Annotated in this window: 16 protein-coding genes and 1 pseudogene; 13 read left to right on the top strand and 4 right to left on the bottom strand. The window is 72.8% G+C overall.

The genetic code is table 11. The features are described from left to right. Positions 1–74: 74 nt before the first annotated feature. Entirely contained in the window at positions 75–572 is a 498-nt protein-coding gene (locus M446_RS26485) for an Lrp/AsnC family transcriptional regulator (protein WP_012335183.1), read from the bottom strand. 265 nt (positions 573–837) lie between these two features. On the opposite strand from M446_RS26485, the gene M446_RS26480 reads away from it, so the two are divergent. The 7 genes and pseudogenes from M446_RS26480 to M446_RS26455 all read left to right on the top strand — a co-directional run bounded on the left by M446_RS26480 (position 838) and on the right by M446_RS26455 (position 7,832). Continuing rightward, positions 838–1,629 carry a phosphoadenylyl-sulfate reductase gene (locus M446_RS26480; RefSeq protein ID WP_012335182.1) on the top strand — a complete coding sequence of 264 codons (792 nt, stop codon included), beginning with the start codon at positions 838–840 and terminating at the stop codon, positions 1,627–1,629. Further along, on the top strand, positions 1,626–2,561 hold the full coding sequence (gene cysD / locus M446_RS26475) for a sulfate adenylyltransferase subunit CysD (RefSeq protein WP_012335181.1): 936 nt from the start codon (positions 1,626–1,628) through the stop codon (positions 2,559–2,561). The genes M446_RS26480 and cysD overlap by 4 nt, the downstream gene beginning before the upstream one ends. Further along, positions 2,561–3,946 (top strand): annotated as a pseudogene (cysN, locus tag M446_RS39170) (sulfate adenylyltransferase subunit CysN); the annotation flags it as partial. The gene cysD and the pseudogene cysN, both read left to right, overlap by 1 nt. Next, the gene (locus M446_RS39165) at positions 3,929–4,957 is read left to right on the top strand and encodes a sulfate ABC transporter substrate-binding protein (protein ID WP_265576664.1); all 1,029 of its coding nucleotides are present in this window, start codon (positions 3,929–3,931) and stop codon (positions 4,955–4,957) included. The pseudogene cysN and the gene M446_RS39165, both read left to right, overlap by 18 nt. Then, the gene (gene cysT / locus M446_RS26465; protein ID WP_012335179.1) at positions 4,954–5,850 is read left to right on the top strand and encodes a sulfate ABC transporter permease subunit CysT; all 897 of its coding nucleotides are present in this window, start codon (positions 4,954–4,956) and stop codon (positions 5,848–5,850) included. Before M446_RS39165 ends, cysT begins: the two co-directional genes overlap by 4 nt. Then, complete coding sequence (gene cysW, locus M446_RS26460; RefSeq protein ID WP_012335178.1) at positions 5,843–6,700, top strand: sulfate ABC transporter permease subunit CysW; 858 nt, start codon at positions 5,843–5,845, stop codon at positions 6,698–6,700. Before cysT ends, cysW begins: the two co-directional genes overlap by 8 nt. 1 nt (position 6,701) lies before the next feature. Next, a complete protein-coding gene (locus tag M446_RS26455) occupies positions 6,702–7,832 on the top strand; it encodes a sulfate/molybdate ABC transporter ATP-binding protein (protein WP_012335177.1) in 1,131 nt (376 codons plus the stop codon). 72 nt (positions 7,833–7,904) lie between these two features. Here the strand turns inward: M446_RS26455 and M446_RS26450 are convergent, their stop codons facing one another. Beyond that, positions 7,905–8,474: a glutathione peroxidase gene (locus tag M446_RS26450; RefSeq protein WP_012335176.1), complete on the bottom strand. Its 570-nt coding sequence runs from the start codon at positions 8,472–8,474 to the stop codon at positions 7,905–7,907. A 207-nt stretch (positions 8,475–8,681) separates the two neighbouring features. Between M446_RS26450 and M446_RS26445 the strand changes: the two genes are divergently transcribed. Beyond that, positions 8,682–8,879, top strand: a complete 198-nt coding sequence (locus M446_RS26445) for a hypothetical protein (RefSeq protein ID WP_012335175.1) — start codon at positions 8,682–8,684, stop codon at positions 8,877–8,879. A 123-nt stretch (positions 8,880–9,002) separates the two neighbouring features. Then, the gene (locus tag M446_RS26440; protein WP_012335174.1) at positions 9,003–9,608 is read left to right on the top strand and encodes a TetR/AcrR family transcriptional regulator; all 606 of its coding nucleotides are present in this window, start codon (positions 9,003–9,005) and stop codon (positions 9,606–9,608) included. 11 nt (positions 9,609–9,619) lie between these two features. Here the strand turns inward: M446_RS26440 and thpR are convergent, their stop codons facing one another. After that, positions 9,620–10,162, bottom strand: a complete 543-nt coding sequence (gene thpR, locus M446_RS26435; protein WP_012335173.1) for an RNA 2',3'-cyclic phosphodiesterase — start codon at positions 10,160–10,162, stop codon at positions 9,620–9,622. Positions 10,163–10,217: 55 nt separating this feature from the next. Further along, positions 10,218–10,991: an arylesterase gene (locus tag M446_RS26430; protein WP_012335172.1), complete on the bottom strand. Its 774-nt coding sequence runs from the start codon at positions 10,989–10,991 to the stop codon at positions 10,218–10,220. A gap of 54 nt (positions 10,992–11,045) precedes the next feature. On the opposite strand from M446_RS26430, the gene M446_RS26425 reads away from it, so the two are divergent. The 4 genes from M446_RS26425 to M446_RS26410 all read left to right on the top strand — a co-directional run bounded on the left by M446_RS26425 (position 11,046) and on the right by M446_RS26410 (position 16,912). Next, positions 11,046–11,741, top strand: a complete 696-nt coding sequence (locus M446_RS26425; protein ID WP_012335171.1) for an ABC transporter ATP-binding protein — start codon at positions 11,046–11,048, stop codon at positions 11,739–11,741. Between the two features lie 189 nt (positions 11,742–11,930). Beyond that, positions 11,931–14,519, top strand: a complete 2,589-nt coding sequence (locus tag M446_RS26420; RefSeq protein ID WP_012335170.1) for an ABC transporter permease — start codon at positions 11,931–11,933, stop codon at positions 14,517–14,519. Between the two features lie 191 nt (positions 14,520–14,710). Further along, on the top strand, positions 14,711–15,535 hold the full coding sequence (locus M446_RS26415) for a Bax inhibitor-1/YccA family protein (RefSeq protein WP_012335169.1): 825 nt from the start codon (positions 14,711–14,713) through the stop codon (positions 15,533–15,535). Positions 15,536–15,967: 432 nt separating this feature from the next. Further along, entirely contained in the window at positions 15,968–16,912 is a 945-nt protein-coding gene (locus M446_RS26410) for an aliphatic sulfonate ABC transporter substrate-binding protein (protein WP_012335168.1), read from the top strand. Positions 16,913–16,946 lie beyond the last annotated feature (34 nt).

The following is a 16,946-nucleotide window of genomic DNA, read 5'->3' as shown; positions in this document are numbered from 1 at the left end:
AATGGGAATGTTCTTTTTAGAGAACGGGCCGGCCGGAGATCAACCTCACTGCCGCGCCGCACCGCGGGAGAAAATTATTTCCCCCCGGTCGCGGCGACCAGCGCGGGCGTGAAGGGCGCGGTCGGGAGCGGCAGCGCCGTCGTGCTCTTCACCTTCTCCATGGCGAAGCGCGAGGTGACGTTCTTGAGCGGCAGCGAGCCGATCAGCCGCTTGTAGAAGGCGTCGTAGGCCTGCATGTCCGACACCACGACCCGCAGCATGTAGTCGACGTCCCCGGCCATCCGGTAGAATTCGAGCACCTCCGGCATGGCGGCCACCGCCGAGGCGAAGCGGTCGAGCCACTCGCGGGAATGGTCGCTCGTCTCCACCGAGACGAAGACCGTGAGGCCGAGGCCGAGCTTGACCGGGTCGAGCACCGCCACGCGGCGATCGATCACCCCGTCCGCCTCCAGGCGCTGGATGCGCTTCCAGCAGGGCGTCTGCGACAAGCCGACGCGCTCGCCGATCTGGGCGATCGAGAGCGTCGCGTCCTGCTGGAGCAGGGCCAGGATCTTCAGGTCGATGGCATCCACGCGGGAAGCTCCGGTTTCTTGGAAGGATGTGTGGCCGGCCGCCGGGCTTCGGAGAAGAACATTCTCGCTCTGCCACCGTCCAGGGCCCGCGCGGGCCGCCTGACGCGCCTCGGCCGCGCCGCGGCGCAGCGAAACCCCGTGTACGCGGGGCCCCCAAGCCTTGACACTGTTCGGTATAGCGAACACTTAGCGGGTCCGACAAGGCGCGTTCCGCTGCGTGTCCCCCGCAGCGGGTCCCCGCAACGAGTGCCCGAAACGAGTGCCCATGACAGACGCCCTCGACCGCGCGGCGCAGGAGCTCAGCCTCGCGCTCGCCCCCCTCGACATCGCCGCCCGGCTCGCGCTGATCGACCGGCGCGTCGAGGGCCGCCTGGTCTTCACCACGAGCTTCGGGCTCGAGGACCAGGCGCTGACGCATCACCTGCGCATGGCGCGGTCGCGGGCCGAGATCGTCACCCTCGACACCGGCCGGCTCTTCCCCGAGACCTACGACGTCTGGGCCGAGACCGAGGCCGCCTACGATGTCCGCATCCGCGCCTACGTGCCCGACCGCGAGGCCGAGGAGCGCTTCGTGGCGCAGCAGGGGATCAACGGCTTCCGGCACTCGGTGGAGGCAAGGCAGGCCTGCTGCGGCCTGCGCAAGGTGGTGCCGCTCGGCCGCGCCCTCGCGGGTGCCGCGGCCTGGATCACCGGGCTGCGCGCCGGCCAGTCGGCGAACCGCGCCGAGACCCCGCTCGCGGAGGCCGACGCGGCGCGGGGTCTCATCAAGATCAACCCGCTCGCCGACTGGTCGCGGGAGGACGTGGCCCGCGTCGTCCACGAGAATTACGTCCCCTACAACGTCCTGCACGACCGGGGCTTCCCGTCGATCGGCTGCGCGCCCTGCACGCGCGCCGTGAAGGTCGGCGAGCCCGAGCGGGCCGGGCGCTGGTGGTGGGAGCAGGAATCCAAGAAGGAGTGCGGGCTGCACGTCGCCGGCGTCCCGGACCGCGGTGCCACCGCGCCGGCGCAATCGTCCGTCAGCCTGCCCTCGTCGAAGCCGGAGTTGGCCGCATGAGCGTCGCGCTCAGATCCTTCGCGGAGACCTCTCCGCGCCTCACCCACCTGCAGCGCCTGGAGGCGGAGAGCATCCACATCATGCGGGAGACGGTCGCCGAGACCGAGAACCCGGTGATGCTCTACTCGATCGGGAAGGACTCGTCGGTCCTGCTGCACCTCGCGCTGAAGGCCTTCGCGCCGGGCCGGCTGCCCTTCCCGCTGCTGCACATCGACACGACCTGGAAGTTCCGCGAGATGATCGCCTTCCGCGACCGGCGCGCGAAGGAGCTCGGCCTCGACCTCCTGGTCTACACGAATCCGGACGGGCTCGCCCGCGGCATCGGCCCGGTGAGCCACGGCTCCGAGGTCCACACCGACGTGATGAAGACCCAGGCCCTGCGCCAGGCGCTGGACAAGCACAGGTTCGACGCGGCCTTCGGCGGCGCGCGGCGCGACGAGGAGGCCTCGCGCGCCAAGGAGCGCGTCGTCTCGCTGCGCACCGCCCAGCACCGCTGGGACCCGAAGCGCCAGCGCGCCGAGCCCTGGCACCTCTACAACCTCAAGAAGAGGCGCGGCGAATCCCTGCGCGTCTTCCCGCTCTCGAACTGGACCGAGCTCGACATCTGGCTCTACATCGAGCGGGAGAACATCCCGATCGTGCCGCTCTACTACGCGGCCGAGCGGCCGGTGGTGCGCCGCGAGGGTCAGCTGATCATGGTCGACGACGCGCGCCTGCCGCTGGAGCCGGGCGAGACGCCCGAACTGCGCAAGGTCCGCTTCCGCACGCTGGGCTGCTACCCGCTCACCGGGGCGGTGGAGAGCGAGGCCGCGACCCTGCCGGAGATCATCGGCGAGACGCTGGCCGCCCGCACCTCCGAGCGCCAGGGCCGGGTGATCGACAAGGACGGGGCGGGCGCGATGGAGCGCAAGAAGCAGGAAGGCTACTTCTGATGACGGTGCACCAGTCCACCCGCGCCTTCGGCTACGAGGCCTTCCTCGCCGCCCACCAGCGCAAGGAGGTGCTGCGCTTCATCGCCTGCGGCTCCGTCGACGACGGCAAGTCGACCCTGATCGGGCGCCTGCTGCACGACACCAAGCAGATCTTCGACGACCAGGTGACCGCGCTGGAGCGCGATTCCCGCCGCCACGGCACGCGCGGCGGCGAGATCGACCTCGCGCTCTTGGTCGACGGCCTGCAGGCGGAGCGCGAGCAGGGCATCACCATCGACGTCGCCTACCGGTTCTTCTCGACCGAGCGGCGCTCCTTCATCGTCGCCGACACGCCCGGCCACGAGCAGTACACCCGCAACATGGCGACCGGCGCCTCGACGGCCGACGTCGCGGTGCTGCTCGTCGATGCCCGCAAGGGCCTGAGCCGGCAGACGCGGCGCCACGCGCTCCTGGTCTCGATGCTGGGCATCCGGCGCGTCGTGCTCGCCGTCAACAAGATGGACCTGATCGGCTGGTCGGAGACCCGCTTCGAGGCGATCGCGGGCGAGTTCCGCGCCTTCGCGGCCCCGCTCGGCTTCGCCGACGTGACGGCGATCCCGCTCTCGGCCGCGAACGGCGACAACGTCGTGCTGCCGGGCGCCGCCGCGCCCTGGTATGCCGGCCCGCCGCTGCTGCAGCACCTGGAGGAGGTGCCGGCCCACGCGGAGGAGGAGGCCGCCCCCTTCCGCATGGCGGTGCAGTGGGTGAACCGGCCGAACCCCGATTTCCGCGGCTTCTCCGGAATGATCGCCTCGGGCCGGGTGGCGCCGGGCGACGCCGTCGCGCTGCTGCCCTCGGGCCAAGCCTCGACCATCGCGCGGATCTTCACGGCGGACGGCGACCTCGACGAGGCCGTGGCCGGCCAGTCGGTGACGCTGGTCCTCGCCGACGAGCGCGACGCCTCGCGCGGCAGCGTGATCGCGGCGGCGGGCGCCCCGCCGCGGGTCGCCGACCGGCTCGACGTGCGCCTGTTCTGGGCGCGGGAGAGCGAGGTCGCGGCGGGCGCGACCCTCATCGCCAAGATCGGCACCGCGACGGCGAACGCGACCGTCGAGCGCATCGTCTCGCGCATCGATCCCGAGACCGGCCTGTCGGAGCCCGCCGAGCGGCTCGCCGTGAACGACATCGGCGACGTGGTGCTCAGCCTCGACCGGCCGGTGGCGGTGGACGCCTACCGGGAGAACCGCGACACCGGCAGCCTGATCCTGATCGACCGCGACTCCACCGACACGGCCGCCCTCGGCCTCGTCCAAGTCCCGGCCCAAGTTTCAGCCCAAGGCCCGGCGCGAGACCCGGTCGCCGCCCGCCGCGGCGGGTTCCTCTCCGGCCTGCGCCGGCTGTTCGGGGCGAAGGGGCTCGCGCTCCTCGCCGGGGCGGCCCTCCTCGGCCTCGCCGCGCCCGCGCGGGTCGAGGCGCAGGCGGTGCTGCTCAACGTCTCGTACGATCCGACCCGGGAGCTCTACCGGGCGATCGACGCCGCCTTCGCGGCCGAGTGGAAGCAGAAGACCGGCGAGAGCGTGACCGTGCGCGCCTCCCACGGCGGCTCGGGCGCGCAGGCCCGGGCGGTGATCGACGGGCTCCCCGCCGACGTCGTGACGCTGGCCCTCGCCAGCGACATCGACGCGATCGCGGCCCGCACCGGGAAGATCCCGGCGGACTGGCAGAAGCGCCTGCCCCACAACGCGACGCCCTATACGTCGACCATCGTGTTCCTGGTGCGCAAGGGCAACCCGAAAGCCATCAAGGACTGGAACGACCTGGTGAGGCCGGGGATCCAGGTGATCACCCCGAACCCGAAGACCTCGGGCGGCGCGCGCTGGAACTACCTCGCGGCCTACGCCTACGGGCTCGCCCAGAACGGCAACGACGACGCTAGGGCCAAGGCCTTCGTGGCGGCCCTGTTCAAGAACGTGCCGGTCCTCGATACCGGCGCGCGCGGCGCCACGACGACCTTCGTGCAGCGCGGCCTCGGCGACGTCCTGATCGCCTGGGAGAACGAGGCCTTCCTGGCGGACGAGGAGTTCGGGAAGGGCAAGTTCGACATCGTCGTCCCCTCGCTCTCGATCCTGGCCGAGCCGCCGGTGGCGCTCGTCGACGGCAACGTCGACCAGAAGGGCACCCGCCGCCAGGCCGAGGCCTACCTGCAATTCCTGTACGGCAAACAGGCCCAGGCCCTCATCGCCAAGAACTTCTACCGCCCGCGCGACGAATCCGCCGCCGCCAAGGAGGACCTCGCCCGCTTCCCGAAGCTGAAGCTCGTCACCATCGACGACACCTTCGGCGGCTGGGGCAAGGCGCAGAAGACCCATTTCGACGATGGCGGCGTCTTCGACGCAATCCTGAAGGCGCGGCAGTGAGCACGGCCTCGGCCCTGGGATCGCCCGGCGCCGGGCCGGCGCCGGCGGCGCGGGCCGCCCGGCGGACGTTCCGGCGGCCGAGCGCCCTGCCGGGCTTCCGCCTGACCTTCGGCTTCGCCGTCGCCTACCTGAGCCTGCTGGTGCTGATCCCGCTCGCGGTGCTGCTGCTGCGCGCCTCGGCGATCGGCCCGGCCGGCCTGTGGGCCCTCCTCACCGACGCGCGCAACCTCGCGGCCCTGCGCACCTCCTTCGGCCTGTCGCTGGCGGCGGCGGCGATCGACGCGGTGTTCGGGCTGCTCATCGCCTGGGTGCTGACCCGCTACCGCTTCCCCGGCCGCCGGGTGATCGACGCGCTCGTCGACCTGCCCTTCGCGCTGCCGACCGCGGTCGCCGGCATCTGCCTCGCGACGCTCTATTCCGGCAACGGCTGGCTCGGCGCGCCCCTGGAGGCGCTCGGCCTCAAGGTCGCCTACACGCCGCTTGGCATCCTGGTGGCACTCGTCTTCGTCGGCCTGCCCTTCTGCGTGCGCACGGTGCAGCCCCTGGTCGCCGAGATCGACAAGTCGAGCGAGGAGGCCGCCGCGATCCTGGGCGCGTCGCGCCCGCGCGCCCTCGCCACCGTGATCCTGCCGCCGCTCCTGCCGGCCGTGCTCACCGGCTTCGCCCTCGCCTTCGCGCGGGCGGTGGGGGAGTACGGCTCGGTGATCTTCGTCGCCGGCAACCTGCCCTACGTGTCCGAGATCGCGCCGCTCCTGATCGTGATCAAGCTGGAAGAGTTCAACTACACTGGCGCGACCGCGATCGCCGCCGTGATGCTGCTGATGTCGTTCGGGGCGCTGCTCACCATCAACCTGATCCAGGATCACAGCCGGCGGAGGTTCGGCCATGTCTGAGCCGGTCTCCCGCCCGGCCTACCTGACCGAGCCGCGCGGCGTGCGCCTCGCGCTCGTCCTGGCGGCCCTGGCCTTCCTCGCCCTGTTCCTGCTGCTGCCCCTCGTCGTGGTGTTCACGGAGGCGCTGAGCCGCGGCCTCGCCACCTACCTGGCGACCTTCGCGGAGCCGGACGCGCAGGCGGCGATCCGCCTGACGCTGCTCGTCGCGGTGATCGCGGTGCCGCTCAACGTGGCGTTCGGGATCGCCGCCTCCTGGGCCGTCGCGAAGTTCGACTTTCGCGGCCGCAACCTCCTGATCACCCTGATCGACCTGCCCTTCTCGGTCTCGCCGGTCGTCGCCGGGCTGATCTACGTGCTGATCTTCGGCTCCCAGGGCCTGTTCGGGCCCTTCCTGCAGCGCCACGGCATCGAGGTGATCTTCGCGGTGCCGGGGATCGTGCTGGCGACGGTCTTCGTCACGTTCCCGTTCGTGGCGCGCGAGCTGATCCCGCTGATGCAGGACCAGGGCACCACCGACGAGGAGGCTGCGTTGACCCTCGGGGCGAGCCCCTGGCGGGTCTTCCGGACGGTCACGCTGCCCAACATCCGCTGGGCGCTGCTCTACGGCGTCCTGCTCTGCAACGCCCGTGCGATGGGCGAGTTCGGTGCCGTCTCGGTGGTCTCGGGACGGATCCGTGGCCTCACCAACACCATGCCGCTCCACGTCGAGATCCTCTACAATGAGTACAACTACGTCGCGGCTTTCGGGATCGCCTCGCTCCTGGCTCTCCTCGCCCTCATCACTCTGGCGGGGAAGACTTTCCTGGAATGGCGCCACGCCGACGCCCTTGCGGGCCGGGGAGCGCACTGAGATGGTGGCGGGCTACGCCGACGCCCTCGCCGCGCCCCGCGTGCAGGCCCGCGGCGGGGAGGCCGCGGCCGCGCGCACCATGAGCAGCACCGGCACCGAGGTGCGGGTCGAGGGCATCGTCAAGAGCTACAGCGGCGACGGCCCGGCGGCCCTCGAAGGGGTGAGCCTGACCATCGCGCCGGGCGAGCTCCTGGCGCTGCTCGGCCCCTCGGGCTCGGGCAAGACCACGCTGCTGCGGGTGATCGCGGGGCTGGAGATCCCGGATGCGGGCCGGGTGTTCTTCGGGCCGCGCGACACGACCGACGTGCCGGTGCAGCGGCGCGGCGTCGGCTTCGTGTTCCAGCACTACGCGCTGTTCCGGCACCTGACGGTGTTCGAGAACATCGCCTACGGCCTGCGGGCGCGCGAGCGCGCGCGGCGGCCCTCCGAGGCCGAGATCAAGCGCCGGGTCGGCCACCTGCTCGACCTCGTGCAGCTGCCGACCCTGGCGGGGCGCTACCCGGCCCAGCTCTCGGGCGGCCAGCGCCAGCGCGTGGCGCTCGCCCGGGCGCTGGCGGTCGAGCCTTCGGTGCTGCTCCTCGACGAGCCCTTCGGGGCCCTCGACGCGCAGGTGCGCAAGGACCTGCGGCGCTGGCTGCGGGAGATCCACCGCGAGACCGGCCAGACCACGGTCTTCGTCACCCACGACCAGGACGAGGCGCTCGAACTCGCCGACCGGATCGCGATCCTCAACCTGGGCCGCATCGAGCAGGTCGGCGCGCCGCACGAGGTCCAGGACGACCCGGCCTCGCGCTTCGTGATGTCCTTCGTCGGGGAGACGGCGCGGCTCGACGCCGAGATCCGGGCGGGCCGCGTCCATGTCGAGGGGCGGCCGACCCTGGCGGCCTCGCCCGACTGGCCGGAGGGGCCGGTCGATCTCTGCCTGCGCCCCTGGCACATGAGCGTGGGCCAGGGCGAGGCGGCCCTGTTCGGCACCGTGCGCGAGTGGCGCCGCACCGCCCGCGGGACGGTGGCGGAGATCCAGCTCGACGGCGCCGACGGGGCGGTCGAGGTCAAGGTGACGGAGGTCTACCGCAAGGGCGACCGGGTGGCGCTCACGGCGAGCGAGGCCCGGGTGTTCCCGCGGGGCTGATCCGGTTCGCTGCCGAACCGACCGGCGCGAGGCCCCTCGCGGCGGGCGGGGTGACGGGGCGCCCGCCTCCCCTCACCCGGCCTGCGGCTCCAGTTCCCGCGCGATCGCCGTGATGACCCGCGGGTCCGTCGGCTCGACCGCGGTCGCGAAGGCCGCCGCCACGTGGCCGTCCCGCCCCACCAGGTACTTGTGGAAGTTCCAGTGCGGCGTCTCGCCGGGCCGCTCGCCCGCGGCCCAGCGGTAGAACGGGTGCGCCCCCGGTCCCGTCACCGAGGTCTTGGCCACGACCGGGAAGGTCACGCCGTGGGAGCGCCGCATCGCCTCCCGGATCGCGGCGCCGTCCAGGGGCTCCTGGCGCCCGAAATCCCCCGAGGGCACGCCGATCACCGTCAGCCCGCGCGGGCCGAAGCGCGTCCAGAGCTGCTGCAGCCCGGCGAGCTGCGGCGCGAACCCGCAGGCCGTGGCCGTGTTGACGACGAGGATCGGCTTGCCTTCCATCTCCGCCAGGGCGAGGACGGTGCCGTCCACCGTCTCGAACGAGAACGAGGCGGCCGTCAGGCCGGTCGGGGAAGGGGCGGCCCGGGCCGGCAGCGCCAGCAGGCCGCCGAGCAGGGCGAGCGCCTCGCGGCGGGCGATCGACATGGTTGGGGTCTCCGCATCGGATGACCCGCGCAAGATCGGCCGGGGCGGCCGCGCCGGCAAGGCGTCGGCGCCGCGCTCACGAGAATGTTGACCGCGCCCGTCCGGCAAGACCGGCCAAGCTGAGCCGTAGCGCGGCGCAGCACGCCGCACGATGAACTTTCCGTTCCCGGCCACGTTGGTGCGAGAGCGACGCTCGCGGAGACGATCATGGACCGGCACGAGATCCTGGACTATTTCGAGCACCGGCGCGACGGGGGATGGGTCTGCACCCGGCCCTTCACCTTGACCACGCGGCGCGAGAGCATCCCGATCCGTCCCGGCATGCGCTTCGCGTACGGCATGCGCGTCGGCGGCGTTGATCTGGCGGAATACCTGGAGCAGCTGGGCTCGCAATTCGGCTCGTGAGCCGGCCGATCCGGCTCTTGAGCCGGCCGGGGTGACGCAAATGCGCGACAGCCCGGGCAAACCGCCCGGGGGCGGGGCGATGCACTTTTGAACCGGTCCAAGGTCGTCGTATAGGCTCGTCCGATGATCGCTGCCGAGCCGCCGGACGAGTCCACCGCGCCCACCACCCGCTGCCGCATCCTGGCGACGGCCGCCCGCTTCTTTCAGGAGATCGGCTACCAGAAGACCACGGTGGCCGACATCGCCAAGACCCTCGGCATGAGCCCGGCCAACGTCTACCGCTTCTTCGACTCGAAGAAGGCGATCAACGAGGCCGTGGTCGAGCGCCTGACCGGCGAGGTCGAGGCGATGATCGCCGCCGTGGCCGACCGGCCCGGCCCCGCCTCCGAGCGCCTGCGCGCGATCATCCACACCCTCCACCGCGACAGCGCCGAGCGCATCACCGCCAATCCGCGCATGCACGAGATGGTGGAGGCGGCGATGACCGAGAGCTGGGGCGTCTGCCACCACCACGTCGACCGCATCACCGCCGTGCTGGAGCGGGTGATCACCGAGGGGGTCGCCGCGGGCGAGTTCCGGGTGGGCGATCCGGCCCAGGCGGCCCGCTACGTGCAGACGGCGATCCTGCGCTACTGCCACCCGGTCCTGATCCAGCGCTGCCCCGGCGACGTCGCCCCGCCCCTCGACGGGATGATCGACTTCCTGCTGGCGGGCCTGCGGGCGGCGTGAGCCGCGGCGGCTCACGCCTCCAGCGGATAGGCGGCCTCGACCACGTAGGGCCCACCCCCCACCGAGTCCCGCGACGAGTAGAGCACGACCCGCTCCGCCGTGAAGGCGAGCGGCGCGAAGACGCCCTGCTCGGCGAGGTACTGCGCCACCCCCTCGCGGGTCGCCTGCCGGCGCAGCCGCGCCAGGGTGACGTGGGGCGTGAAGCGCCGCGTCTCGGGCTTGAGGCCGAGGCGGCGCATCAGCCGCTCCTGCTCGGCCCGGACCTCGTCGAGGGCCGGCGAGGGCGCGACCCGGGCGTGGACGGAATGCGGCCGGTCGCCCCCGAAGCTCGCGAGCCCGTCGAGGACGACGGGGAGCGCCCCGCGCGGGCGGGTCTCGCCCAAGCCCTCGGCGATCTCCTCGGCGAGCCCCCCGTCCACGTCGCCGATGAAGCGCAGGGTGATGTGGTAGTCGGCGGGCTCGACCCAGCGGGCGCCCGGCAGGCCGAAGCGGTGGCGGCTGAGCGCCGCGCCCGTCTCGGGCGGGATCTCGAGGCCGGTGAACAGGCGCGGCATGGAACTCTCCGTCCTCTCGGTGCGGGGCGCCGCCGGGGCGCGTCGCCGGGCGCGGTCAGGGCGCCTTGCCGAGGCGCGCCGCGAAGGTCTCGACGGTGGGCAGGATGCCGGCGACGATGCGCTCGACGCCCCGGGCGGTCGGGTGCAGCCCGTCCGCCAGGGTCAGGCCGCGATTACCCGCGACCCCGTCGAGGAAGAACGGGTAGAGGACGAGCCCGTAGCGCTCCGCGAGGCGCGGATAGATCGCGTCGAACCGCGCCACGTAGTCCGGGCCGAGATTGCGCCCCGCCTTCATGCCGGCGAGCAGCACGGGGATGCCCCGCCCCCTCAGCCGCGCCACGATGGCGTCGAGGTTCCTCTCGGCGACCGCCGGGTCGGTGCCGCGCAGCATGTCGTTGGCGCCGAGTTCGAGGATGACGCCGTCGGTGCCCTCCGGCACCGACCAGTCGAGCCGGTCGAGCCCGCCCGTGGTGGTGTCGCCCGACACGCCCGCATTCTCGACCGTGACGGCGAGTCCCTTCGCCTTCAGGGCGCGCTCCAGAACGGTCGGGAAGGCCGCCTCGGCCGGCAGGCCGTAGCCGGCCGTGAGGCTGTCGCCGAGCGCGACGAGGTGCAGCGCGCGCTCCGCGGCGCGGGCGGGGGCGGCGGGGAGCGTCATCGCGGCGCAGAGGAGCAGGCAGAGGAGCGGGCGCAGGAGCGGGCGGGGGACCGGGAATGTCGCGAGACCGCCATGGTCGCGGCCTAGGCGCTGGCGGAGGCGGCGGCGACCGACCATATCGGTCGGGCGCCCGCCCGCGCGGTCGTCCGCGCGGTCGTCAATGCGGCTCAACTCTCATCCCTCCGGCGTTCTCCGCGACGCCCCCCACAGATCGGCGACGGATCCATGACCGACAAGGCCAGCGCACCGGCCATCGCCCTCGACGGCGTCGAGCTCAGCCTCGGGCGGGGCGCGGCGCGGGTCCACATCCTGCGGGGCATCTCCCTCGCGGTGGCGTCCGGCGAGGCGGTGGGCCTGGTCGGACCCTCGGGCTCGGGCAAGTCGACCCTGCTGATGACCATGGCGGGCCTGGAGCGGCCGGATTCCGGGCGCGTCCTCGTCGAGGGCACGGACCTGTCGCGGCTCGACGAGGACGCCCTCGCCCGGTTCCGCGGACGGCGGATCGGCATCGTGTTCCAGTCCTTCCACCTCGTGCCGACGATGACGGCGCTGGAGAACGTGGCGCTCCCCCTCGAACTCGCCGACCTGCCGGACGCGCAGGCGCGGGCCGAGCGGGACCTCGCGGCGGTCGGCCTCGCCCACCGCCTGCACCATTACCCGGCCCAGCTCTCGGGCGGCGAGCAGCAGCGGGTCGCCATCGCGCGGGCGGTGGCGCCGGACCCGGCGATCCTGGTGGCCGACGAGCCGACCGGCAACCTCGACGAGGCGACGGGCGCCGCGATCGTCGAACTGCTCTTCGCCCTCAAGCGCGACCGCGGCGCCACCCTGGTGCTGGTGACCCACGATCCCGGCCTCGCCCGGCTCTGCGACCGCACGGTGCGCCTGCGCTCCGGGCGGATCGAGGCCGCGGCGGCGGCGTGACCGCGTGTCGGCCTTCCCCGCGACCGCGCCGTCCTCCCCCGCGCGGGGAGGGACCATCGCCCGGCCGTCGCCGCGAGGCCGGCCCGGGCGGCGGGGCGTGATCCCGCCCGGGCCGCTTGCTGCCCGCGCCCTTGCCGCCCGCGCCCCTCGCCCCCGCAGGGCATCCCCAGCCTCCCGCAGGACACCCCCATGCACGGCAGCCTGCCTCCCCTGAGCGCCCCCGGGCGCCGCCCGGCGGTCCCGTCGCGGCTCCCGCTGATCCTGCGCCTCGCCCTGCGCGAGCTGCGCGGGGGGCTCGGCGGCTTCGCGGTCTTCCTCGCCTGCCTGGCCATCGGGGTCGCGGCGATCTCCGGCGTCGCCTCGGTGTCGCGCTCCCTCACCCGGGGCCTCGCCGAGCAGGGCCGGACCATCCTGGGCGGCGACCTCGCCTTCGGGTTGATCCACCGGGAGGCGAGCCCGGCGGAGCGGGCCGTCCTGGAGGCGAAGGGCCGCGTCTCCGTGGTGGCCTTCACCCGCGCCATGGCGGTGGCGGGGGAGAAGGGCGCGGCGCTCGTCGAGCTGAAGGCCGTCGGGCCGGATTACCCTTCCTCCGGCGACCTCGTCACCGCGCCGGCCCTCCCGCGCGAGACCCTACTGGCGGAGCGCGACGGCGCCTTCGGGGCGGCGGTCGATCCCGCCCTCCTCGCCCGCCTCGACCTCAAGATCGGCGACCGGGTCACGGTCGGGAGCGCCACGATCGCGCTCAGGGCCGTGCTGCAGGCCGAGCCGGACAAGATCGCCAACGGGATCGGCTTCGGGCCGCGCCTGCTGACCAGCGAGGCGGCCCTGCGGGCCTCGGGCCTGCTCCAGCCCGGCAGCCTCAACCGCTGGGTCTACCGGGTCCGGCTCGCCGATCCCTCCGACGCGGAGGTCGAGCGGGCCGCGGACGCGGTGCGCGCCGCCCTGCCGGAGGCGGGCTGGGAGATCCGCTCGCGGCTCAACGCCGATCCGCGCTTCGCCCGCAGCGTCGAGCGCTTCACCCAGTTCCTCACCCTGGTCGGGCTCACGGCCCTGATGGTGGGCGGCGTCGGCGTCGCCAACGCGGTGCGCGGCTTCGTCGAGCGCAAGCGCGCCTCGATCGCCACCCTGAAGAGCCTCGGCGCCCCCGGCGGGCAGGTCGTCGCCCTCTACCTGACGCAGGTCATGCTGATCGCCGCGATCGGCATCGCGATCGGGCTCGCGGTCGGCACCGCCCTGCCCTACGGGCTCGTCCTCGCCTTCGCGGACCTGCTGCCGGTGCCGCTCACGCCCACGCTCGCCCCCGGCGAGCTGGCGGTGGCGTCCCTCTACGGGTTCCTCACCGCCCTGGCCTTCGCGATCGGACCCCTCGGGCGCGCCCACGACGTCGCGGTGTCGGGGCTGTTCCGCGACACGGTCGATCCCGAGCGGCGCTGGCCGCGCCCGCGCTACCTCGTCGTGCTCGGCCTCGCCCTCGCGGGGCTGGTGGCGCTCGCCCTCCTCACCGCCTTCGACCGCCGGGTCGCCCTGATCTTCATCGTGGCGGCGGGCCTCGCCTTCGGCCTGCTGCGGGGCGTCGCCCTCGCCCTGATGGCGCTGGCCCGCCGGCTGCCGCGCCCGCGCGGCGCCGCGCCGCGGCTCGCCCTCGCCAATCTCCACCGCCCGGGCGCGCTCACGCCCTCGATCGTGCTCTCGCTCGGGCTCGGCATCACGCTCCTGGTGGCGCTGAGCCTGATCGACGCCAGCATCACCCGCACCCTGACCCGCTCGCTGCCCTCCCGGGCGCCGAGCCTGTTCTTCCTCGACATTCCGGGCCGGGACGCCGCGGCCTTCGACCAGTTCCTCGGCGGCGAGGCGCCGCGGGGCAAGATCGAGCGGGCGCCGATGATGCGCGGGCGCATCGTCGCCCTCAACGGGCGGCCGGCGAGCGAGATCAAGGCGCCGGAGGACGCCGCCTGGGTGCTCGACGGCGACCGGGGCATCACCTACGCGCAGGACCTCCCCGACGGCTCGCGGGTGACCGAGGGGGCGTGGTGGAATCCCGAGCAGGCCGCGACGCCGCTGGTCTCCTTCGACGACCAGCTCGGCCGGGCCCTCGGCCTCAAGGTCGGCGACAGCGTCACGGTCAACGTGCTCGGCCGCAACCTCACCGTGAAGATCGCCAATCTGCGCCACGTGGAATGGCGCACCCTCGGCATCAACTTCGTGATGGTGTTCTCGCCCGGCACCTTCCGGGGGGCGCCGCACGCCGACCTCGCGACCCTGACCCTGCCGGAGGGCCCGGACCCGGCCCTGGAGGCGAGGATCCTGCGGGAGGCCGCCCTGCGCTTCCCGTCGGTGACCAGCGTGCGGGTGAAGGACGCCCTCGACGCGGTGAACGACATCGTCGGAAAGCTCGTCTTCGCGATCCGCGGCGCGAGCGGCGTCGCCCTCGTGGCGAGCCTGTTCGTGCTCGCGGGCGCGCTGGCGGCGGGCCACCGGGCGCGCCTCTACGACGCGGTCGTGCTCAAGGTGCTCGGGGCGACGCGGATGCGGCTGCTCGGCGCCTACGCCCTCGAATACGGGGTGCTCGGCCTCGCCACCGCCCTGTTCGGCCTCGCCGCCGGCACGCTCGCCGCCTTCGTCATCGTCACCCAGGTGATGCGGATCGATTTCCGGCTCGATCTCTCCGGGGCGCTCCTCGCCTGCGCCCTCGCGGTGGTGGTGGCGGTCGGTCTCGGGCTCGCCGGGACCTTCAGGATCCTCGGTCAGAAGCCGGCGCCTTACTTACGAAATCTGTGAGCGTTTAATCCCTCGAACCGGCTGCGGCCGATTGACGGCCCCCTTCTCTGGGGTGCGGGGCCGGCACCGACCCTTGTGCGGACAAGCCCGGCCTCTCATATTCGGCGCACGACGCCCGGTTTCGGCGTCCGAGGATCGCGTGAGCCTCGATCACGAACTCCCACGCTAGAGAGCTTCCGAAGGAATCTCCCATGGCATTCGAGAACAGCCCGTTCCGGCAGGGCGGCGCGACCGGGTACGGAGCCCCCTCGGGCTACGCCCGCGGCCAAGTCGAGGTCGACCAGGGCCTGCGCGCGTTCATGCTCGGCGTCTACAACAACATGGTGCTCGGCCTCGCCGTCTCGGCGCTGGTCGCGCTCGGCGTCAACAAGCTCGCCACCACCGCCGTTCCGGCGGAGGCGGCCCGCAACGGCGCCGGCCAGATGGTGCGGATCGGCGGCCAGTACCTGACGCAGTTCGGCATCACCCTCTACACCACGCCCCTGATGTGGGTGGTGGCGCTGGCGCCGCTCGCCTTCATCTTCTTCTTCTCCTTCCGCATGGACCGGATGTCGGCGGCGAGCGCCCGCACGACCTTCCTGGCCTTCGCGGCGGTGATGGGCGCCTCGCTCTCCACGCTGCTGCTCCGCTACACCGGGGCCAGCGTGGTGCAGGTCTTCTTCATCACCGCGGCGGCGTTCGGCGGTCTCAGCCTCTACGGCTACACCACCGCGCGCAGCCTGTCGGGGATCGGCTCGTTCCTGGTCATGGGCCTGATCGGCCTCGTGATCGCGAGCCTGGTCAACATCTTCCTGGCCTCGAGCGCGCTGCAATTCGCCATCTCGGTGATCGGCCTGCTCATCTTCGCCGGCCTGACCGCCTACGACACGCAGAAGCTGAAGGAAATGTACCTGTACGGCAACTTCGACCAGGAGGCTGCCGCCAAGGTCTCGGTGTTCGGCGCGCTGACGCTGTACCTGGACTTCATCAACATGTTCCAGTTCCTGCTCGCCCTGATGGGCAACCGGAACGAGTAACGCTCGCATCTCTGCGGGGCCTCGCGGACCCCGGCCGCCCCCGGCGGCCGGGGTTTTTGCTGCGCGGGGGCGGTCGGGCGGGGCGCCGTTGCGGGACGCCCGCGACGGGGTGATCGGCCCCCGGCCGACCGCGCCCGCTCGCCGGCTCCCTCCCCGCCCGCACCTGGGCGCGAATGCCGCAATCGTGGGACGGTGTTTTCGCCTCCCGCCCCCGGAGCGCGAGCTTTCTTCCGGACGGATCCGCTTCGGAAGAACAAAATTGGCGATATCGTCAGGTCTACTCGCCGCGGACCGTCGCACATTCCCGTGCTGCGCCGTCTAGATATCGCGCGAAGTCTTGATTCCCCCTGCGGTCGCCTTAAGCGAGAGGGCTGTGTTCGGGTCTCCGAACACGGGATCCGCGATCCCGGACACCCTCGAAGGACCTGCCCCATGCGACGCAGAGACCTCCTCGCCGGCGCCTCGGCGCTCCTCGCCGCCGGCGGCCTTCCCGCCCGCGCGGCCGCGGCCCTGCCCAGGGAACTGCGCCTCGGCTTCCAGAAATCCGGCCTGTTCGTCTCGGCCCGCCAGCGCGGCGTCTACGAGGCGCATTTCCGGCCGCTCGGCGTCCCGGTGCGCTGGGTCGAGTTCCAGTTCGGCCCGCCCATGCTGGAGGCGCTGAACCTCGGCGCCATCGACTTCGCCACGGTGGGCAACGCCCCGCCGATCTTCGCCCAGGCCGCCTCCGGCAACCTCCTGTACGTGGCCGCCCAGGAGGCGGGCGGCGAGGCCGTGATCGTGCCCGAGGGCTCGGGGCTGCGCAGCCTCGCCGACCTCAGGGGCCGCACGGTCGGGGTGCCCAAGGGATCGAGCGCCCACGCCACCCTGGTGGCGGCGGTCGAGAAGGGCGGCCTCGGCTGGGGCGACATCAACCCGGTCTACCTCGCCCCCGCGGACGGCGTCGCGGCCTTCGCCCGCGGCGCGATCGACGCGTGGTCGATCTGGGATCCCTACCTGGCGATCGCGGAGGGCAAGGGGGCCCGCGTCCTCGCCCACAACCACGAGGTGGCGAACCCGCACAGCTTCTACCTCGCCAACCGGGCCTTCGCCGAGACCTACCCGGAGGTGGTCGGTCAGATCGCGGACGTGCTGGCGCGGGAAGCCGCCTGGGCCGAGGCCAACCGCGACGCCTACGCGCGGACGTTGCACGAGGCGCAGGGCATCCAACTCGAGGTCGAGGCGGCGATCGTCGCCCGCACCCGCTTCCGGATCAAGCCGATCGACGAGGCGGTCCTGGACGGCCAGCAGGCCACCGCCGACCGCTTCCACCGCCTCGGCCTGATCCCGCGCGCGATCCGGGTCCGCGACATCGCCTGGGCCTGGATCCCCAAGGCCTGATCCGCGCCGGCCGGTTAACGAAATATTGCGTCGC

The organism is Methylobacterium sp. 4-46 (assembly GCF_000019365.1).
In the GTDB taxonomy this organism is placed as follows: domain Bacteria; phylum Pseudomonadota; class Alphaproteobacteria; order Rhizobiales; family Beijerinckiaceae; genus Methylobacterium.
Note: the sequence above shows the minus strand (reverse complement) of the source record. Positions and strands in the feature narration are given on the sequence as shown.